Source organism: Streptomyces sp. NPDC036822, from assembly GCF_055609145.1.
In genome coordinates this window covers 1-18,286 of record NZ_JBVJPY010000030.1, presented here as the reverse complement: position 1 = coordinate 18,286, position 18,286 = coordinate 1, and the positions used below count along the sequence as shown (strand labels likewise).

The window sequence follows — 18,286 nt, the reverse complement described above, 5'->3', positions numbered from 1 at the left end:
ATCAAGAAATGTATGATCAATGGTGAGCCGGATGGCTGCCCCCCATCTGCGCGGCGCATCACCGCCGAGCACCCAGATCGCCGGTCCTTGCCCGTCAGTGAGGCCGTAAAGGTGAATTCGTAAATTCGCCAAGCATCAGCATCATTGCGGTCCGACTGTCCCGCAGAAGCTCAAGCCCTCTGCCACGCGACGTGGAGACCCGTGATTCCCGCCGATGGTCCCCACCGCTCCGGACCGGTCTGCCTGCTTACCGCTGACGCTTCCGCATCCGAACTGCCGGGCAAGAAGCCTCACCAGCATGTGAATGACTCCTGGGCGCACGGATTCCGCCGTTGGAGGCAACTTCCGCCGCACGGCTGTCGGGCAGACGCCGCCCGCGCGAATGGGGCTGCGCCGCACCGCCGTGGCTGCGCTCCAGGTCCGGCACGTTCATGTGCCCCACCCCACGGAACTGGATCAGCGAACCGTCGGCCGGGGCGGGCGCTGGCGAGCACGCCGATCCGTGGAGGGCTGAAGTGGCTCCTCGTTCAGTGCGGCGGCGGTGCCGGGTTCAGGGCGTTGGCGACGGTGCAGCCGCCCTCTCCGGGCATCCGCTGGATCCGGGACGGCACCCACACCTCGGTGTCCCCGGGGCTGACGCGGGCGAGAAGGCAGTCCTGCGCGTCGAAGCCGTTGCCCTTCACCGACAACACGACTCCGACCCGGCCGCCGTCCGCCTTCACCTCGGTACGGATCTCCGGATGCAGGTCCAGAGCAGCGATCCGGCGGCGCACCTCGGCCTCGTCCACCCGGCCGCCCTCCGGTACCCGGGGCAGCGTCGCGCGAAGCTCCTCGTACGGCAGCCGGGGCGGTTCGGGCGGCGGGGCGAAGGTCAGCGGAGGGCCATCCGGGCAGTCCACGTCACGGGGCTCCTCCCGCCATTCCGCCTTCGGCGAGACCCGCACCGCGAAACAGCGCCGGACGACGACCTCCTCCGCGTCGGTCCATCCGTTGTACGCCGAGCCGGAGGTACGGACGACCACCTCCACGCCGTCCCCGTCGTGGGTGGAGATACCCGTCACGCGCAGTACCTCCACCCCGTCGATACCGGAAGCGGAGCGCCCGACCTCCTCCGCGGTGCGCGGACGCTGGCCGTAGAGGCGCTCGCCCGCTTTCCGGGCAACGTCCCGTGCGACGTCGGACGCCGCGTTCTCGGAGGTCGGCACCATGCCGCAGCCGGCGGTGAACAGCAACAGCGGGGCGAGCAGCAGCAGTCGGCGCATGCGCCCCACCCTTCCCGCGCCGCGCGCGGCGAGCAACCCCTCACGTACTCAGACCGGCGTGGGCGATCGTACTCACGCTGCCCGAACTCGCGTCCGCCCCGCCCCGCGAAGGCGGCGGTCGCCCCACCGCGCCGAGGGGAACACCCGGCGTCAGACTCGGCGGCAGCGCTCCCGAAGCTCGGAGATGACCGCCTTCTCGCGCGCGTTGACGGGACCGGACACCGCGGCCACCCGGTCGGCGACGTCGAGGAGGTCGCTCACGTCTCCCGGCTCCGCGTCCAGGTGTCGCCAGACCTCGGCGGGATCGACGTCGACGAGTCGAGCGAGCCGTTCGTCGACGACCTGATGCCGATCCCGGACCAGCCTCACCAGGTGCCGCATCAACAGCGCCTCGTCGTCGGCGATCTTCTCGTCCGCCGTGATGACGAGCCAAGCGACCCACAACATCAACCGCGGGTGCCGACTCCGGTCGCTCAGGCCCTCGGCGATCTCGATCACCCGCGCCTCGTTCCGGAAGACGGCTTGCGCGTGCCGCCCCGCGAGCAGCGTCGTGTAGCGGTTCAGCACCACCGCGAGGGGCACGCCGACCACGGGGATACCGATCTTGATGACGTTGCGCTGCAGAAGGAACTTCCCCACGACGGGGAGCCCTCTCGCAGCGCTCAGTACCGCTCCGGAGTAGAACCGCTTGATCAACGGCCGCATCATGGCCGGGACCGCCTTGGTGACGCCTCCCCGGACCACTTCCCCGCTCTTGATCGTGAAGGCCACCCGGATGAGCTTCCACATGTCGTCGGGATCGGACAGGTCGAGCGGGACCCGGTACAGGACGGAGATGTCGTAGGCAAGGCGCATCTGGAGCCGGGTGATGTACGCGACATCGACCATGACGGTCGCGACGGCGGCCGGGACGGTCGCCGGCGAGGCACCACCAAGGCTGCCGAGGGTGGCGACGACGGCCGCCGTGTAGGCCCCGGCGGAGAGTCCGCCTTCGAGTGCCGCGTACCGAGCCGCCATCTTGATGCGCTGATCGACGATGGCATCGGCGGGGACGCCCTCGTACCGCTCCTGGAAGTACCGCCAGTCGACCTTCTCGGTGTAGGAGCTCATCGCCTGAGCGCTGAGCTTGGTGAACCAGCCGCCCGACTTGATGTCGTCCGGGCTCAACCCCTTGACGAAGTCCCGCAACTCGTCCCGCTCACGCTCGACCGCCTCGCGGTCGGAGTCGTCGTCGCCACTGGCGTCGACAGGGTCGATCAGAGCTTCGGTCACGGCGGGTCCTCCCAGGTGGGTCAGCGTCCCGTCAGGCTGCCAGGTTTTGGACAACCCCGCTGACATCTCGACAAGTTGGCCCACCGACAGCCGTTTGTCGACGTATCACTACAACGGGGATGGAGCGCCGCCCCCGTGGGCGGCAGCGGCCCGCCTCCAGCCCCTCGGCTCCGTACAGCTCATGAAACGTCGCACCCCCCACGTAACCGCCGAGGTCGGGGTCGGCGGTATCGCGGTCGAGAAGCCCGTCGTCCAAGGACGCCCGCCAGGTCTCCGCCGACAAGAACGTCTCGCAGCGGGCCTCGACGCAGTACCGGAAGAGGTACCGCAGGTAGGCGGGCGTCCTACCGTGAGGGGTCCCACACCCGACGTCGATGACGACCTCGTAGTCGCGCATGTAGTTCGTGTGTCCGTGGTGCACGACAAGCTGATCGACGGTCTTGTTCAGCTCATCGAGAAGGGCGGTGTCCATGCAAGCCCTTCCATCTCATCTCACATGCTCATCGACAAGGGATTTACGGGTGTCGGGACGGCAGGCTACGGCGTCGCGGCCGGCCCTCCTGTCCACGTCACGGGGTCGAGGGAGCGCGGGGCCGCAACTTCCGGTCCGCGGGTCCGTGCATAAGGAACATTACGATCCGGCTGAGACCCCTTCCCTCCCTGACCGACCGCTTAGCATGATGCCCATTCCGGGAAGGACGCTGCCGGCCGTCGCCCACGGCGACCGGCCGGAAGGCCTCCCCGCAGCACGCGCAGCTCACGTCGGCACCGCAGGTGGGCGCCTCGCGTCGGTACCCCGCGTGGCGCCCGCACCCCGTCCACCAGGAGCGTCCATGCACCGTAGTTCCGCTTCCGCCACCGGCAGCGCCACGGACCCGTCGTCCGTCGAGCTCTTCGACCGCGCGTGCCGACGACTGCTCGGGTACGGCACGGTCTTCACGGACGCCGTTCTGGAGACGATCCGCGCCGAGGTGCCGTACTACGCCGACCCCGTGCTCGCACCGCCGGACGTCCGCGAGACCGTGGGAACGGGCATCCGTCACGGCCTGGAGACCGGGGTGGATCCGGGCAGGATCGTGGAGGTCGAGCGGTTCACGAGAGAGCTGGGCATGCGGCGCGCGGAACAGCGCCGCCCCTTGGACGAGGTCCTGCACGCCTTCCGCGTCGCCGGATCCGAGGTCTGGAGCGGGATGATCGACGTGGTGGAGCGGGAGGGCCTCGGCGACATGCGCCGGCTGGTGCACGTCGCCGAGCTGGTGTGGAAGAGCAACGACCGCGACGCCGTCCTGGTCGCCGACGCCTACCGCCAGGTCATCGACGGGGTGGCCGGCCGGCACGCCGAGCGTGTCCGTCTGATCCTCGCCGCCCTGCTGGAGACGCCTCACGACCCCGACTTCGCCCGGAACGCGGCCGACATCCTCGATCTGCCGCTCGGCGGCCGCTACGCGGTGGCGGTCGCGGAGGCGACGCCACCGTACGGCCGCGTGCCCAGGACCGCTCCGGAGGTGAGGGGCATACGCGTCCTGCGACACGCCTGGGGTCAACGCGCCGTCTTCGTCGCCCACTTGGGAGACCGCCCGCTGGAGGCGTTCGCGTCCGGCCTCGTCGCCGGCCCTGGGCTGCGCATCGGGGTCAGCCTGGTGGTCACCGGCCTGGGGAGCCTGGCCCGCGCGCGCGACCTGGCCGGAGTCGCCGTGCGCACCTGCCGAGCGGACGGGGAGGTCGTGCGTCTCGACTCCCGCCTGCCCGACGGTCTCCTGGTCTCGCGGCCCGACCTCTCCGGCGAACTCGTCCGCCAGGTGCTCCGGCCCCTGTACGAACTGGAACCCGGCGACCGCGACCTCCTCCTCGACACCATCGGCGTCTGGATGGAATGCGGCGGCTCGACCGTCCAGGCGTCGCGGTACATGTTCTGCCATCGCAACACCGTGCTGAACCGCCTGCGCCGCGTCGAGCAGATCACCGGCCTCGCCCTGTCCCGCCCTCGCGACCTGGTCCGACTCACCCTCGCGCTCGACGCCCATCGCCTGCTGGGACCAGCCGCGGCGGCGGGCTCCGCCGGCTCCGTCGCCGACGACGAACAGCGGCGCCGCCGACCGGCCTGACCCTCCTCCCCCTCCTCCCCGTCCGGGCGCCGGCTCACCCCCTGGGCGTCGGCACAGTCACGCCCACCGGACGTTGGGAACGCACACCGGTGGCGGCGCAGCGCGTGGACGACCCGAGGACCAGGTGTTCTGGTGTGACTCGTTCATAGGCGATCCATCCGCCCCCAGGCCCGCCAGAGGTGACCGCTATGTCCCACCCGCCCGTCCCTCGCCCCTCGCATCGCTCCCGGCCTCACCGCCCAGGCCTGTCCTTCGCCGTGGTCAACGGAACGGCCTTCGCCGTGCACGTGCTGCTGGTGTGCGCCTTCGCCGACCTCATGGCCGCCCCTGCCCAGGGCGGCACCGGTATCGGCATCCCGGCACTCCTCCTCCAGGCCGTGCTGCTGGTGTGGACGGCGGCGCGCTACGACCGCCGCGCGTCCCGCACGTCCCGAACGGACTGCCACCGGGCCGCGCGCGAACACGGGGGGTACTGATGAGACCCGTGCCACCCCTCGCCGCGCCCGGCTCCCTGGACGCGGACACCCACACACTGGTCCTCGGCTGCTTCGTGGCGTTCGTCGTCCCCATCCTGTTCCTGTGCGTCCTCAGCGGCCCCCCGAGGGACCGCGTCAACGACTTCTACACGGCGGGCCGCACCCTGCGGCCGCTGCGGGGCGCCCTCGTCCTCGCCGGTGTCTACCTCTCGTCGGCCACCGTGCTCGGCACCACGGGAAGCGTCGCCGTCTTCGGGTACGACGGCCTGTTCATCGCGCTTTGCACCCTGCTCTCCCTCGGCGTACTGCTCCTGCTCGCCGTGCCCCTGCGCGAGCGCGCCGGCTACACGCTGGGCGACACGTTCGGCCTGCGCACCCCCGGGCGCGCCGTGAGGATCGCGGTCGCCGTCGTCACGCTGTGCATCTGCGTCCCCTACCTGGTCGTGCAGCTCTCCGGTGCGGGCGTGACCACCGCGGCGCTGCTGGGGCTCTCCGGTCCGGGCGTCGAGAAGACGGCCGTCATCATGATCGGGGCTCTCGTCGTCTGCACCACGGCGTTCGGCGGCATGCGCGGTACGGTCGTGATCCAGGTGATCAAGACGGTGGTGCTGCTCTGCGTGGCCCTTGCCCTGGCCGCCGTCCTGCTGCACCGCTTCCACTGGAGCCTCGACTCGCTGATCTCCGCGGCCGAGCAGGGAAGCGGCCGCCCCGCCGACTACCTGCGCCCTGGCCTCCGCTTCGACAGCAGCGGTGAGCCCGCGGGCACCTTGGACTTCATCGGCCTCATGATCACCATCGTTTTCGGCGTGGCCTGCCTGCCCCACGTCGCCCTGCAACTCGGAACGGCTCCCGACGCCGCCACGGCCCGCCGTACCGTACGCCACACCCTGACGATCGTCGCCGCGTTCTGCCTGACGACGGCTCTCATGGGGTTCGCCGCCTCGGCGTTGATCGGCACACCGACCATCCTGGCCGCCGATCCGGGCGGAAGCAGTGCGCTGGTGTTGCTCGCGGGCGAACTGGCGGGGGGTTCGGACGCCGGCGCCGGCGGGGCGCTGCTCGTCGTCCTGGTCGCCTGCGGGGTCTTCCTCACCACGCTGGCCGTCGTCGCGGGCGTGACTCTGGCGGCAGCGGGGACGATCGCCCACGACCTGTACACCCACGTGCTGCGTCGTGGGCGCACCACCGAAGGCCGGGAAGTGGCCGCCGCCCGCCTGGCGTCCGCCGGTGTGGGCGTCCTGAGCATCGCCCTGGCGGTCTGGGTCCAGGGGTGGAACGTCCAGTTCCTCACGGCGCTCTCCCTGGCGGTGGCCGCCTCCTCCCTGCTTCCGGCGCTGGTGTACACCCTGCTCTGGAAGGGCTACACCCGCGCCGGCCTGCTCTGGACGTTGTACGGAGGTCTGGGCTGCGCGGTCGGGCTGCAGCTCTCCAGCCCGGTCTTCTCGGGCAATCCCCTGGCCCTGTTTCCCGACTGGCACGTCGACTGGTTCCCGCTCCAGACGGTCGTCCTCGTGTCGATCCCGGTCGCCTTCCTCCTCGGCCGGCTGGGCAGTACCGGCGTAAGGCGACGCACCCCTCCCCCACATCAGCGCGCGGCTCACGGCCCTGTCGAACGTACCGAGGCGGAGGCGTTCCCGTGGGACGAGTCCACCCGCTCCGCGCGCCTCCACGGCTCAGCGGTCGAGACGCCGAGGCATCCCAACTGACCTGACCCACCCCGAGCTGCCCCGACCTGCCCCGACCACGGTGGTGTGGCCGCCGGCGGAGAGCACCGCTCCTCGCCGGCGGTCGGCGCCCGCGGGTCCCGCCGCGTCGGCGGCCGGATCAGGCGCCTTCGTCGAACAGCCCGGCCTCCACCTGGAAGGCCAGCGTCTGCAACACCTCGGCCGAGGAGACGTCGGTCTGCCCGCTGTCGTGCGTCATGGCAAGGCTGGTGAAGGCGAGTGTGAAGCCGGAGATCATGGTCTGCAGAGCAGGACCAAGAGCGCGCGCGACGAGCCGGGCCACCTCCTGCGGGGCGGCATCGGCCGGAACGCGGATCGCGGGCAGCATCTCGTTCAGCATCTGCGTGACCACGCTCGGCCCGAGCTCCGAGTCGTCCTCGTCCTCACCTGCTTCCGCGGCACGACGGATCTCCTCCGCCTCCGTCAGGATGCCAATCACTCGCTTCAGTACCTCGGCTCGCTGCATTCCCGGAGCCTAGGAGATCCCGACGGGGCCGGAAGCGATGTGACGGCCGGACGGGCCTTCCGCAGTCACGACACGTTCCCGCGCACGCCCTTACCGAAGAGGCCGTCGACGTAGGTCACGTACTGCGGGGTGAACTCCCCTCCACTGGTGACGGTGCCCGTGACCTTCTCGCCCGGCTCCAGTTCCACGGTGGCGATCTGGTCTTCGTCCATGCCGAGTTCGGCCCCGTGCTTGGCGCCGTCGGTGTCGGTGATCGTGAAGTACAGCGGGTTGACGTCGATCTTCTTCTCGCCGTTGTTGGCGACCGTCACCTTCACGCTGGTGTACTTCCCGCCTCCGTGCAGCACACTCGGCTTGAAAGCCGTCTTCACCACGGTCACCGTGACGGGTGCCTTCTCCGCCGGCAGTGCGCCCCCGCGGGCGCCGCTCTTCGTCGGGGCCGCTGCGCCGGCCTTGCTGTCACTGGTGCCGTCTCCCCCTCCGACGAGCGCGCCGAGGACGACGAGGAGGACGAGGGCGCCGCCGATGGTCAGGCCGACGATCGCGCCCGTGGACAGGCCTTTCCCGGGCGGGGGCGGGGGCGGGGGCGGGCCGTACGGTCCGGGGTGCTGGGGCTGTCCCCATGCGGGTGTCCGGCCGGGCTGCTGCGGCGGATACGGCTGCTGGGGCGGATACGGCTGTTGCTGCGGCCCGGGGTATGGCTGGCTCACGGTGTCCCCTCGCTGATGGTCCTGGTGTGGAGGTGGCGTGAACGTACCGTGCGCGCGGTGCGGCCGGAGGGCAATCCACCGGATCGGGACACGAAGGAGCCCCGCCGCACGGGGCGCGGCGGGGCCGATCTCGGATGGGATGTCAGAAGGTCGGCGGCACCTTCAGGGGGACGAGGCGCGGCGCACTGTAGGTCTGCGCTCCGTCCGGGCCGACCACTCGTTCCCGGTACCGGATGAACCTTCCGTTGACGATCTCTACGTCATCGGCAATCTCGTCCGGCTCGAGGCCGTTCGCTCTCGCCCACTCGACGGCGTCCGGGCGTAGCTGCACGATGCGCTTCTTCAGGTTCATGGGACTCATCATCCCTTCTTACGGGGTGGTGCGGGCGGGTTCTTCGCGGCCTCCGCGGTCCTCGGTATCGGCTACCGGCGCCCTTGGCCGAGCACGGACGAGCCCCCACCTCCGCCGAATGTCAGAATGTGGGGGCTCTGTTCCGTCCTTCCGCCGTCCGGCCCTCTCCGGATGCATGCGGATCGGGTGGTCCGTACCTCGTGGCCATCCGGCCGAGGCCACCACGCATGGCGCGCGCGTGCTTCTCGCCGCCCAAGGATCCCGGCGGCCTGATCGACCGACCGACAACCTATGATCTTGCGGTGCGGTCCACGCCGGCCCGCAGGGGAGGGGCCTGTTTCATGGCACATTCGGATCTCATCGACCTGGCCGGCCCTTGGGGCCGCATACTCAGCGGCACGCCGCTCGACCATGAGACTCATACCCGGGCTGGACAGTCCATGGCCGTGGACCCGGTCACCCACGAACTCTTCGTGGTGCAGGTGCGGGACGAACCGACGCTCGGGAACCTCTGCGTCTACCGCATGGACCGGAAGACCGGCCGGCCGATCGACAACATGCATCTCAACGGCTTCGGCCACGGGAACCAGATCGGCGCTCAGCACATCGGCGGCACGACCCATCTGTGGACGGACGCGGGGCCCCTGATCGACAAGTACGGAACGCGCGTGGCGCGGGTCCCCTACCGCCCCGGGCAGACACTCACCATGACGTCGTCCGGGGTCTCGGCGCCTTTCCGCCCGACGCCGGACGCCACGGAAACCTCCCCCAACGTCGATCCCGTCCACCACCGCCTCACGATCAGGTGGGTGATAGGCAGAAGAGCCTTCTTCAGCCAGTACCCCATCGACCCGCTCACCGGCGACGTCACCTGGACCGCGACCAGAACGATCGAGCTGCCCACCGGCGGAATGTTCGCGACTGCCCACGTCCCGACCCCTCAGGGATTCGCTTCGCTCGGGGAGTACCTCTACGTCTACACGGGCAGCCCGGACGTGAACAACGCCCACATCACCGTTCTGTCCTGGGCGGACGGCTCCATCGTCGGACAGCCCCAGCACATCACCGCCGTGCCCGGACTGGAGCGCCGGGAGCCGGAGGGCATGTGCATCGAGCCGATGGGCGACGAGGCTCGGCTGCTGTTCGGCTTCAGCGGCAGCGAAACCACCCCGCGCGAGGCGACGATCTGCTTCCTCTCGACGGATCCGCCGGTACGGGGCGTGAAGCTGCTGACGGACTGGACCGCCCTCACGGGCGTATCCGGAGCCGTCCCGCAAACGGGCGTGATGAGCCCGCGCGGACGCCTCGTGTCCATGGCCGGGACCACCTACCTGCAGCTTCGTGGCGGTTTCGACTGCGACATCACCGCCGAGGGCCCGTTCGCACAGCTCCCACCGACTCTGACCCCCAGCCGTACGGTCAGGGCCGACGTGACGCGGAACAACAACGGCGGCCGCTGCGTCTGCCGGGTCGAGGCCAACCCCGAGGGCAAGCTCTCGGTGTTCGGTCCGACCGCCGACAACAGGATCTCCTGGATCGACCTCGACAACTTCTCGGCGGCTTGGCGCTGACGGTCCGTCCGCTCGTCGCCTCTCTCCGTCGCCCCCCTCTCAACGATCCCGGAGGATCAGTCATGCCCCAGAACCACACCAGCCGCCGCGCACTGCTCACCGCCGCCGTCGCCGTCCCCGCGGCGGCGGTCGGCGCACCGATGCTCGCCACCTCCGCCTCCGCGGCCGACCTCCCCAGCGGCATCAGCGTGGTCCACGACTGGCAGCCGCTCGTCCTCGCCTCGGGTGTCACCCCCGCCGTGGACGTACCGGCCGTCCGCGTCGTGAACATCGCGGGTACGGAATTTCTGCAGATGCGCGGCGGGTTCACGTGTGCGTTCACGGCCGATGCCGTGATCGGCACCATGCCGACGACGATCACGGTGCCGAAGGTGGTGCGCGCGGTCTGTCCCCGCAACAACTCCGCGGGCATCAACTCCTGCCGCGTGGAGGTACACACGACCGGCCGGATCACCGTGTTCGGCGGCACGGCCACCAACGACATCACCTGGGTCACCCTGGACAGCTACTCGGCCGTCCTCGCCTGAACCAGGCGCGCCTTCGCGCGACTGCGCGACCGGCACCGAACGTTGCATGCCGCGGGGTCGGGCTGGAGCCTCGAGCGCTCCAGCCCGCGCGCCTTCGGGGTCCGGTCGACACCGGATGACGGGATCGCGTGGGTGGGCTGACAGTGGCGCCAGTCGGGGACGCCCGTGGCGGTGAGGTGACGACCGCGCGTGGATCGCAGAGGTCGACCCTCTCCTGCGCCGTGTCCGTCTGGCGCCCGGTTCTGGAGTACTCGTCGCATCGGGGAAGGGAATGACATGGCGGAGACGAGCTGGCGGCTCAGACAGAAAGAGCGCCTCGTGGGGACGTTGACGCTCGAAGAGAACGACATGTTCTGGTCGGACTGCCACTTCGAGCCTGCTCCGGCGTGGGACGACCTCCGCCCTCTCTTCGCCGCTTCGCGGGAGGCATGGGATCGCGGTGAAGAGGAGGCCGCACTGGCAGCCGACGAGGCGATCCATGCCGAGGGGCTCGTCCTCGTCCCCGACGGAGGTGGCGACCCCATCACAGACTTTCTGATCCGGATCGACGGAGAGACGGCCCGCTTCCGGCGCTGACTGCGGCCGTGATTCGGCCGAAAAAGGGCCGCCGAGCGGGAGTTGCGGCCTCTCGCGGGGACCGCCCCGACCACCTACCGGATCGAAGACCGGCACGTACCGGGGCTTCGTGCACGGCGAGGACGGCCCTTTCGTCACGGTCGGCCACCACCCGCGTGTTCCGGCGGACGTCCTGGTGCCACAGGCTCCGCACCTGCACCTCCCGGCGGTCGTGTCGCGTTCAGCCCGGCCTCGCAAACGCTGCCGGCCGGGCCGGGACCGGCCATCGATGCTCCTCGAGCGCCGCGGCGGCCCCCCACGCCCCCTGAATTGATAATGGCAACCGTTTTCATATACGGTCACGTCATTCCCCTTCGCGTCCTCAGGAGTTCCGATGGCCGTACCCAAGCGCAAGATGTCCCGCAGCAACACCCGCCACCGCCGCGCCCAGTGGAAGGCGACCACGCCCCAACTCGTCCCGATCACGATCGACGGCTCGGTCCACCAGGTCCCTCAGCGGCTGGTGAAGGCGTACGAGCGCGGCCTCATCCGTCCCGAAGGCTGAGCCCATGACCTCGCACGACCGCCTGCCGGTGACCGTCCTGTCCGGATTCCTCGGCGCGGGAAAGACCACCCTCCTCAATCATGTGCTCGCGAACCGTGAAGGCCTGCGGGTCGCGGTCGTCGTCAACGACATGAGCGAGGTGAACATCGATGCCGCATTGGTGCGCGGCGGCGAGGCGGCCCTGTCCCGCACCGAGGAGCGGCTGGTCGAGATGACCAACGGCTGCATCTGCTGCACGCTCCGGGACGACCTGCGCACGGAGGTCGACCGGCTGGCCCGCGAAGGGCGGTTCGACTACCTCCTGATCGAGTCCAGCGGCATCTCGGAGCCCATGCCCGTGGCCGCGACCTTCTCCTTCCCTCGTGACGACGGCGCGACCCTGGGCGACCTGGCCCGTCTGGACACCATGGTGACCGTGGTCGACGCCGCGAACTTCCTCACGGAGCTCGACGGCGGAGACGAGCTCGTCGCGCGCGGCCTCGATCAGTACGAGGACGACGAGCGCACGGTCAGCGACCTCCTCATGGATCAGGTCGAGTTCGCCGACGTCATCGTGCTGAACAAGCTCGACCTGGTCGGGCCCGACGAGGCTCTGCGGCTCCGGGCGACCTTGTCCCGGCTCAACCCCGAAGCCGGGATCGTGCCCGCGGTACGCGGCCGAGTCGCCCTCGAGCAGGTCCTCGGGACCGGCCTGTTCGACGTCGAACGGGCCCAACAGGCCCCGGGATGGGTCAAGGAGCTCAACGGCGACCACGTACCGGAGACGGAGGAGTACGGCATCTCCTCACTGGTCTTCCGCGCCGACCGGCCGTTCCACCCGCACCGCCTGTGGAACTTCGTCACCAAGGGTCTCGACAGTGGCACCTTCGGGAAGATCCTGCGCTCGAAGGGCTTCTTCTGGCTCGCCAGCCGCCCCCACGTCACCGGGCTGTGGTCGCAGGCCGGTGCGGTGGCCCGCTTCGAACCCTCCGGCGCCCGCGGCCCGGACGCCACCCAGGACCAGGAACTCGTGTTCATCGGCACCCGGCTGCGCCCCGAGGCGCTCCATGCGGCGCTCGACGCCTGCCTGCTCGGCCCGGACGAGGCCGTATCCGACGAGGACGACTTCCCCGAGTGGGAAACGTACGGCATCGACGACACGTGCGAGCACGAGCACACAGCAGCCTGACTCCGCCACCAGCGGTTCCACCTCCTGACTCGCCTCACCCACGGGCGCCTCTCTCCGCGGACGCGCGCGAGCGGCTGCTGCGGAGCGAGGCGAAATTGATCAGCCATCCCGATGGGCGAGGCGTCAGCCGGCAGTGAGCAACGATCGCGCCGGCACGCGTGATCAGCGTCGCGCACGGTGGGCGGCGGTACGACCTGACCCGTCCCGGGCCGCTGACCCGGGTACGGGTGTTCACGCCCCGGCGCTGGCGCTGTCGCTGCCCCGCTCGACCGGGATCCACAGCTGCGAGTCGGTCTCCGCGCCGATCTCCACCGGCCGCGTCAGCAGGAGCTCCGGACCCGGTCGGCTCAGGTACGGGTTCGAGGGGAACCACTGCGTGAACACGTCCCGCCACAGCTCCTGGAGGGCACTCGGATAGGGCCCGTGGTTGTCGAAGACCGCCCAGGTCCCCGCCGGCACGTCGAGGACGTCGAGCTCCTCGACGACCGCCTCGGGACCGGTCGCCACGCCGACCCAGTAATCCACCTCGGCACCCTCCTCGCGGCTGTCGGTCAGGTGCACCACCGCCGACAGGATCCCCTCCGGGTCCCGGCCGGCCAGCCCCTTCATCCGTGCGATCGCCTGCGCGTCCAGGCTTTCCACGTGCGCCGCGGCGGCCTCGTTGACCCCCTCGTGCACGAGCGGGACCCGGGCCTTCCTGCCGACGACCCTGAACGGCTCCTTTCCCACGATCCGGTACCGCATGGCCGTCCTCCCTTCGACGACGACACGGAAGGACATGCGCGGCTGCGCCGTGAGCACCGCGCCCGTCCGCCGGGCCTCGCCCGGCCCGATGCCGTGCACCGACCGGAAGGCCCGGGCGAACGCCTCGCCCGAGCCGTACCCGTACCGCACCGCGACATCGAGCAGCGTCGCCTCCCCCGCCAGCACCTCGGCCCCGGCGAGCGTCATCCGTCGACGCCGCACGTAGACCGGGAGCGGCATCCCGGCGAGCGCGGAGAACAACCGCCGGAAGTGGTACTCCGACACCGCGGCGATCCGGGCCACCTCGGCCATGTCCACCTCACCGTCGAGACGGGACTCCAGGTGGTCCAGCGCCTGATTCATCCGCTCCAGCACCGGTAGCCGTCCTCACTTCTCGTGTCTCCCCTACGGGAACACCCACCCTGCCGACCGGCCGCCAGCCGCGGAAACCACAGCGGCCGGGTCCGGAGCCCCGCGCCGCGCGCGGCGGCCTGTAGGTGGATCGCGCCCCGCCCGACAGATCCCGTACGGGAAGTATCGGGCAGCAGCCCTGGCCTGACCTGAGGCTTGTTCCATGACCGATATCAAGGGATTCTACGAGCCGCGGTTTGCCCCGGTCCGTGAGGCACTCGCGACGTTGCTCGCCAAGGACGACGTCGGGGCTTCGGTCGCTGTGTACGTGGATGGCGAGCCGGTGGTCGACATCTGGGGTGGGTACGCCGACGCGGACCGTTCCGTCGGCTGGGAGCGCTCCACCCTCACCTGCGTTAACTCGACGACCAAGACCATGACCGCGTTGGGTGCCCTGATCCTGGCGGACAGAGGCCTGCTCGATCTGTCCGCGCCGGTCGCCGCCTATTGGCCTGAGTTCGCCGCGGTCGGCAAGGAGAACGTGCTGGTACGGCACGTCCTGTCGCACACCGCGGGACTTCCGGACCTGTCCGGGCTGGGAAAGGTCGAGGAGCTCTACGCCTGGGAGAGCGTGACGGCAGGGCTGGCCGCGCAGGCTCCGGAATGGGCACCCGGAACGGCGGCCGGCTACCACGCGCTCACCTTCGGGTTTCTCGTCGGTGAGATCGTCCACCGCGTCACGGGACGCGGTATCGGCGAGTTCTTCGCCGAGGAGGTGGCCGAGCCCTTGGGCGCGGACTTCCACATCGGCCTCTCCGCGGAGCACGACCACCGCGTCGCCCACCTCATACCGCCGCCGTCACTCACCGACGCGTACGCCGCCGACCCACCGCCCGGACCGGACGGCGCACACCGTGAGTACACCGGTACCGCCATCCGGGTCAGTGACGTCAACTCCATCGCCTGGCGCCGCGCGCAGATCCCGGCCGTCAACGGCTTCGGCAACGCCCGGTCCGTCGCCCGTGTGCAGTCGGTACTGGCGAACCGGGGCTCCGTCGGCGGCGTACGGCTGCTCTCCGCCCAGGGCTGCGAGCCCGCGTGGCAGGAGGTGTTCCGGGGCGACGACCGCGTCCTGCGGACGCCGATGTCCTGGACCATGGGCTTCGGCAGGTTCGGCAACACCTTCGGCTGGGGCGGATGGGGCGGCTCCCTGGTGGCAAGCGATCCCGACGCACGCATGACGGTGGCCTATGTGATGAACCAGATGATCGACCCGGCCCGGCAGGAGGACAACCGTGGCATGGAGATCGTCATGGCGGCCTACAGCGGCTGGACCGGTAACTCCTCCCCCTCATGAAGCCGCAGCTCAAGCGGCAGGTGCTGCTCGCAGCCACTCATTGACAGCAGCGATGAGGACGGTCTCCTCGTACCGAACCGCGTGCATGTCGTGGCGCGTGGCGACCACGCGGTGCCTCTTGAGACAGTTGATCCGCTTGTCGGTTCCGGGGTGCTCCTCCGAGTGCGCCCTGCCGCTCACGCCCTGTCGTGCCGTTCCTCGACCTGACGTGAGCCGGACGGGCCGGCATCCGCGGTCGGTCCGGCCCAGCCGTCGTGTACGCAGGCCCAGGAGGTGGGCGGGTAGGCATCGTCACGGCTGCGGATGGCACGGGCCTCTGGGTGCACGCGTCGGGCCGGCAAGGTATGCGTCAGTGTCCGGACCCGCAGAGCCGGCAACGCGACGGCGCATGTGCTCATACGGCGTCAACTCTTTCACGTTGTAGGGGCTGCAGAGGATGCCGCGAACGCGGCGCCTCGATGTGCTGTGAACCGGTCACCTCGCGGCCGGGCGACGAGGCCGGTCACGCCGAGCGCGCCAGGCGGCGAGCGCCTCGGCACGGCTGCCGGCCGGATGCTCGGCATACCAGTCACGCAGAAAGCGGTTGAGCTCGAACTGCGAGCCGATCTCCTGCGGCTGGGCGGCGGCCTGGCGCGTGGCATGCCAGTGGGCGACGGCATCGGCCAGGGTGCGCCCCGCACCTTCGGCTACGAATGCCCGCATGTAGGCGTCGAAGTGGAAGACCTCGCCGATCTCACGGCGGAAGTACTCGCGCAGCACCTGGCTGCACCGCTGGCCCTCGGGAATCACGGTGAACCCGTTCACCGGCGCGGCGAGCTGGCGGCCGGCACTGCTCGCGCGGGGCGGCGCGGCCGGCGGGGCGACGCCGTCCAATGCGGCCTGCAGCCGCTCCGTCAGTGCCGCCTTCCCACCGCCCCGCGGCACCCCGAGCTCGCGGGCAAGCACGGTCAGCTCGGCCAGCGTCCAGTACCAGCGGGACAACTCGTCCCCGCTCAACGCCGCACTTGGCTCTGGTCGCGTCTCGGCACCCGTATTCGAACTCACGTCCCCATGATAGGTGCGGTGGGGTGGTACGCCCGGCGCTCGACGAGAGGAACCGGCCGCGACGCGGTGAGACCCGCAGGGCGTCCGCCTCGGAACGTCCGGGCCCGGCGCTGGGCCGGCTCGCCGTCTTCGTCGTAGCGGGCGAGGCGGTGCGGGGATCGACCGCCCGGACGGGCCCGTATGCTCGCGCTGCCGGTCGTCGCCGGACATCGGCGGGGGAAGTTCAGGGGTGGGACATGTGGGACGGGATCAAGCTGTGGCTCCGTAAGGCCGGCGTGCCTCTGCTGTATGGCGTGTTCGGGTTCTGCTTCGCGGTCGCGGAGCCACAGTGGCTGCCCACACGTCTGGGCTACCTGCTCTGCGGCATCTTCGGAGTCATGGCTTGCTACGCGCGGACACGGGAAATCATCCGTGCGCGAGCCCTCAAGGTGGATCGCCCGACAGTCACGGGAGTGCTGGACCACCCGTGACACGGCCGGAGTGAACCCCGCGGCTCAGCTCAGAGCACCGTTGCCAGCGCGGCGAGTGAGGCTCTGTGGTCGGGGCCGGTGGGGATGAGTACGGCGCTGGTGACGCCGGAGGCGAAGAGGTCGTCCAGGCGGGCGCGGACGTGTTCGGGGGTGCCTGCCAAGGCGAGTTGGTCGACCCACTTCTCGGGCATCGCCTGGGCGAATGCCTGGGCGTCCGTGCTGCTGCGGCGTAGTTCCGCGAGTTCGTCGTGGAATCCGAGTGGTGCGATGTGCGGCTTCCAGTCGGGGTTGCCCAGGGCTTTCAGGGCGGGCCGTACGGTGGCGAGGGCGGCGTGGGGGTCCTTGTCGACGGCGGCGATGTTGTAGGCGGTGAGCCGGTGGGGGCGCTGGGGGTTGATGCTGCGCAGGGCCTGGCGGACGTACGGGGGTGTGACCGGCTCCGCGAGCAGGGTGCCGTCGGCCGTTTCGCCGGAGACGGCCAGTGACTTGGGGCTGCGGACCCCGGCGAAGACGTCGGGGCTCTGTTCGGGCACCGTGGAGGGTTGCAGGCGCAGTCCGTCGAGGCGGACGTAGCGGCCGGTGGTGGCGGCCGTTCGGCCCGCCAGCAGTGTCTTGAGGGCGTCGATGTATTCGCGCAGCAGTGTCAGCGGGCTCTCGGGCCAGGCGCCCGCACTGCGCATCCACTCGGGCATGCCGTGGCCGACGGCGATGTCGAGTCGTCCGGGGTACAGCTGGGCGAGGGTGGCGGCTTCCATGGCGGTGAAGGCGACGTTGCGGGCCGCGGCGGGGAGCAGACCGATGCCGACGCGGATTCGCGGTGTGGAGGCCAGCATGGTGGCGGCCTGGGTGAGGCCTCCACGGTATCCGAGATCCTCGACGACCCACAGTTCGTCGAATCCGTAGGTGTCCGCCTCGCGTGCGAAGGCGACCATGTCGGCCGGCGGAATGTCGCAGGGCAGAAGTACGCCGATCGCGCCGGTCATTCGGGTCATCCGTAGTCTCCCCCAGCCTCTCGGTGTGGTGTCAAAGGTACTGATCCGCGGGGGCCTGGACGGTCCGGAACGCGGCAGCATGACGTACGGGCCGGCGGTGGGGTGGTCTTCGCCGGCTCGGTCGTTCACCGCCGGGCGACAGGTGCACCGCCGTGCGAATGTGACCGGTTGGCAACAGGACGACCGGATGAGCAACGTTCCGATCATCTCGGTCATCTGGGTCCTCGACATGGCGGAACGCACATAACTGATCGTTTCAGAATGCTGTCCTGCGGAACGCTGGCGGCCCATGGAATAATCCCTTCCACGCCGTGACACCGGAACAGCCCACAGTCTCCGTCGGGACATCCCGCCACGCGACACCCGTCCGCAGCACGAACAGGACGCCGGCGAGTGCCGCCCGGTCCGGAATACGCAGCCGCCCGGGGTGGCGATGGCGCCGTTCGCGAGCGGGCGGCAGCAACGGGGACCCGCTCCCACAGGCGGTCAGGAACAAGATCGGTGCGCACTCCGGACTCCCTGCCGATGAAGATCGTTGAGCATGAGTCCCGCAGCTCAACTCATTCAGGACGTCC

At 70.1% G+C, this 18,286-nt stretch carries 19 protein-coding genes and 1 pseudogene; 10 read left to right on the top strand and 10 right to left on the bottom strand.

Annotated features, from left to right (window positions below; genetic code table 11):
• Window positions 1-527: 527 nt before the first annotated feature.
• From ACZ68P_RS34335 to ACZ68P_RS34325, 3 genes are all read right to left on the bottom strand, one after another.
• Window positions 528-1,262 (bottom strand): translation initiation factor IF-2, encoded by a 735-nt coding sequence (locus ACZ68P_RS34335; RefSeq protein WP_471013118.1) that lies wholly within the window; start codon window positions 1,260-1,262, stop codon window positions 528-530.
• 150 nt (window positions 1,263-1,412) lie between these two features.
• Window positions 1,413-2,534 carry a hypothetical protein gene (locus ACZ68P_RS34330; RefSeq protein WP_471013115.1) on the bottom strand — a complete coding sequence of 374 codons (1,122 nt, stop codon included), beginning with the start codon at window positions 2,532-2,534 and terminating at the stop codon, window positions 1,413-1,415.
• A 31-nt stretch (window positions 2,535-2,565) separates the two neighbouring features.
• Window positions 2,566-3,006, bottom strand: coding sequence for a YxiG-like protein (locus ACZ68P_RS34325; protein ID WP_471013114.1), 441 nt, complete (start codon window positions 3,004-3,006; stop codon window positions 2,566-2,568).
• Between the two features lie 361 nt (window positions 3,007-3,367).
• On the opposite strand from ACZ68P_RS34325, the gene ACZ68P_RS34320 reads away from it, so the two are divergent.
• From ACZ68P_RS34320 to ACZ68P_RS34310, 3 genes are all read left to right on the top strand, one after another.
• The gene (locus ACZ68P_RS34320) at window positions 3,368-4,639 is read left to right on the top strand and encodes a PucR family transcriptional regulator (RefSeq protein ID WP_471013112.1); all 1,272 of its coding nucleotides are present in this window, start codon (window positions 3,368-3,370) and stop codon (window positions 4,637-4,639) included.
• Window positions 4,640-4,896: 257 nt separating this feature from the next.
• The gene (locus ACZ68P_RS34315) at window positions 4,897-5,115 is read left to right on the top strand and encodes a hypothetical protein (protein ID WP_471013110.1); all 219 of its coding nucleotides are present in this window, start codon (window positions 4,897-4,899) and stop codon (window positions 5,113-5,115) included.
• On the top strand, window positions 5,115-6,821 hold the full coding sequence (locus ACZ68P_RS34310; protein WP_471013109.1) for a sodium/solute symporter: 1,707 nt from the start codon (window positions 5,115-5,117) through the stop codon (window positions 6,819-6,821). The genes ACZ68P_RS34315 and ACZ68P_RS34310 overlap by 1 nt, the downstream gene beginning before the upstream one ends.
• Before the next feature lie 118 nt (window positions 6,822-6,939).
• Here the strand turns inward: ACZ68P_RS34310 and ACZ68P_RS34305 are convergent, their stop codons facing one another.
• From ACZ68P_RS34305 to ACZ68P_RS34295, 3 genes are all read right to left on the bottom strand, one after another.
• Window positions 6,940-7,305, bottom strand: a complete 366-nt coding sequence (locus tag ACZ68P_RS34305) for a hypothetical protein (RefSeq protein WP_471013106.1) — start codon at window positions 7,303-7,305, stop codon at window positions 6,940-6,942.
• Window positions 7,306-7,370: 65 nt separating this feature from the next.
• The gene (locus ACZ68P_RS34300; RefSeq protein WP_471013104.1) at window positions 7,371-8,015 is read right to left on the bottom strand and encodes a DUF4352 domain-containing protein; all 645 of its coding nucleotides are present in this window, start codon (window positions 8,013-8,015) and stop codon (window positions 7,371-7,373) included.
• Between the two features lie 142 nt (window positions 8,016-8,157).
• Window positions 8,158-8,367, bottom strand: coding sequence for a hypothetical protein (locus ACZ68P_RS34295; RefSeq protein WP_471013102.1), 210 nt, complete (start codon window positions 8,365-8,367; stop codon window positions 8,158-8,160).
• 341 nt (window positions 8,368-8,708) lie between these two features.
• Between ACZ68P_RS34295 and ACZ68P_RS34290 the strand changes: the two genes are divergently transcribed.
• The 5 genes from ACZ68P_RS34290 to ACZ68P_RS34270 all read left to right on the top strand — a co-directional run bounded on the left by ACZ68P_RS34290 (window position 8,709) and on the right by ACZ68P_RS34270 (window position 12,753).
• Entirely contained in the window at window positions 8,709-9,938 is a 1,230-nt protein-coding gene (locus ACZ68P_RS34290) for a phage baseplate protein (RefSeq protein WP_471013100.1), read from the top strand.
• Window positions 9,939-10,000: 62 nt separating this feature from the next.
• Complete coding sequence (locus ACZ68P_RS34285; RefSeq protein ID WP_471013097.1) at window positions 10,001-10,465, top strand: hypothetical protein; 465 nt, start codon at window positions 10,001-10,003, stop codon at window positions 10,463-10,465.
• A 276-nt stretch (window positions 10,466-10,741) separates the two neighbouring features.
• On the top strand, window positions 10,742-11,041 hold the full coding sequence (locus tag ACZ68P_RS34280) for a hypothetical protein (protein WP_471013096.1): 300 nt from the start codon (window positions 10,742-10,744) through the stop codon (window positions 11,039-11,041).
• A 373-nt stretch (window positions 11,042-11,414) separates the two neighbouring features.
• Entirely contained in the window at window positions 11,415-11,585 is a 171-nt protein-coding gene (gene rpmF, locus ACZ68P_RS34275) for a 50S ribosomal protein L32 (RefSeq protein ID WP_471013095.1), read from the top strand.
• A gap of 4 nt (window positions 11,586-11,589) precedes the next feature.
• Window positions 11,590-12,753 (top strand): GTP-binding protein, encoded by a 1,164-nt coding sequence (locus tag ACZ68P_RS34270; RefSeq protein ID WP_471013093.1) that lies wholly within the window; start codon window positions 11,590-11,592, stop codon window positions 12,751-12,753.
• A gap of 231 nt (window positions 12,754-12,984) precedes the next feature.
• Here ACZ68P_RS34270 and ACZ68P_RS34265 read toward each other — a convergent pair whose 3' ends face one another.
• Window positions 12,985-13,872, bottom strand: a complete 888-nt coding sequence (locus tag ACZ68P_RS34265) for an AraC family transcriptional regulator (protein WP_471013092.1) — start codon at window positions 13,870-13,872, stop codon at window positions 12,985-12,987.
• A gap of 199 nt (window positions 13,873-14,071) precedes the next feature.
• On the opposite strand from ACZ68P_RS34265, the gene ACZ68P_RS34260 reads away from it, so the two are divergent.
• Entirely contained in the window at window positions 14,072-15,205 is a 1,134-nt protein-coding gene (locus tag ACZ68P_RS34260; protein WP_471013090.1) for a serine hydrolase domain-containing protein, read from the top strand.
• A 474-nt stretch (window positions 15,206-15,679) separates the two neighbouring features.
• Here ACZ68P_RS34260 and ACZ68P_RS34255 read toward each other — a convergent pair whose 3' ends face one another.
• Window positions 15,680-16,249, bottom strand: coding sequence for a DUF6434 domain-containing protein (locus ACZ68P_RS34255; RefSeq protein WP_471013088.1), 570 nt, complete (start codon window positions 16,247-16,249; stop codon window positions 15,680-15,682).
• A 236-nt stretch (window positions 16,250-16,485) separates the two neighbouring features.
• On the opposite strand from ACZ68P_RS34255, the gene ACZ68P_RS34250 reads away from it, so the two are divergent.
• Window positions 16,486-16,719 carry a hypothetical protein gene (locus tag ACZ68P_RS34250; protein ID WP_471013086.1) on the top strand — a complete coding sequence of 78 codons (234 nt, stop codon included), beginning with the start codon at window positions 16,486-16,488 and terminating at the stop codon, window positions 16,717-16,719.
• 29 nt (window positions 16,720-16,748) lie between these two features.
• On the opposite strand, the gene ACZ68P_RS34245 is transcribed toward ACZ68P_RS34250, so the two are convergent.
• Together ACZ68P_RS34245 and ACZ68P_RS34240 are read right to left on the bottom strand one after the other, a co-directional pair.
• On the bottom strand, window positions 16,749-17,711 hold the full coding sequence (locus tag ACZ68P_RS34245; protein WP_471013084.1) for an LLM class flavin-dependent oxidoreductase: 963 nt from the start codon (window positions 17,709-17,711) through the stop codon (window positions 16,749-16,751).
• 295 nt (window positions 17,712-18,006) lie between these two features.
• Window positions 18,007-18,220, bottom strand: a pseudogene (locus ACZ68P_RS34240) (transposase); the annotation flags it as partial.
• Window positions 18,221-18,286: the final 66 nt, after the last annotated feature.

Coding starts and splice junctions, on each gene's coding strand:
- ACZ68P_RS34335 (WP_471013118.1), bottom strand. CDS start 1,262: ATGCGCCGACTGCTGCTGCTCGCCCCGCTGTTGCTGTTCACCGCCGGC.
- ACZ68P_RS34325 (WP_471013114.1), bottom strand. CDS start 3,006: ATGGACACCGCCCTTCTCGATGAGCTGAACAAGACCGTCGATCAGCTT.
- ACZ68P_RS34320 (WP_471013112.1), top strand. CDS start 3,368: ATGCACCGTAGTTCCGCTTCCGCCACCGGCAGCGCCACGGACCCGTCG.
- ACZ68P_RS34310 (WP_471013109.1), top strand. CDS start 5,115: ATGAGACCCGTGCCACCCCTCGCCGCGCCCGGCTCCCTGGACGCGGAC.
- ACZ68P_RS34305 (WP_471013106.1), bottom strand. CDS start 7,305: ATGCAGCGAGCCGAGGTACTGAAGCGAGTGATTGGCATCCTGACGGAG.
- ACZ68P_RS34295 (WP_471013102.1), bottom strand. CDS start 8,367: ATGAACCTGAAGAAGCGCATCGTGCAGCTACGCCCGGACGCCGTCGAG.
- ACZ68P_RS34290 (WP_471013100.1), top strand. CDS start 8,709: ATGGCACATTCGGATCTCATCGACCTGGCCGGCCCTTGGGGCCGCATA.
- ACZ68P_RS34285 (WP_471013097.1), top strand. CDS start 10,001: ATGCCCCAGAACCACACCAGCCGCCGCGCACTGCTCACCGCCGCCGTC.
- ACZ68P_RS34280 (WP_471013096.1), top strand. CDS start 10,742: ATGGCGGAGACGAGCTGGCGGCTCAGACAGAAAGAGCGCCTCGTGGGG.
- rpmF (WP_471013095.1), top strand. CDS start 11,415: ATGGCCGTACCCAAGCGCAAGATGTCCCGCAGCAACACCCGCCACCGC.
- ACZ68P_RS34270 (WP_471013093.1), top strand. CDS start 11,590: ATGACCTCGCACGACCGCCTGCCGGTGACCGTCCTGTCCGGATTCCTC.
- ACZ68P_RS34260 (WP_471013090.1), top strand. CDS start 14,072: ATGACCGATATCAAGGGATTCTACGAGCCGCGGTTTGCCCCGGTCCGT.
- ACZ68P_RS34250 (WP_471013086.1), top strand. CDS start 16,486: ATGTGGGACGGGATCAAGCTGTGGCTCCGTAAGGCCGGCGTGCCTCTG.
- ACZ68P_RS34245 (WP_471013084.1), bottom strand. CDS start 17,711: ATGACCCGAATGACCGGCGCGATCGGCGTACTTCTGCCCTGCGACATT.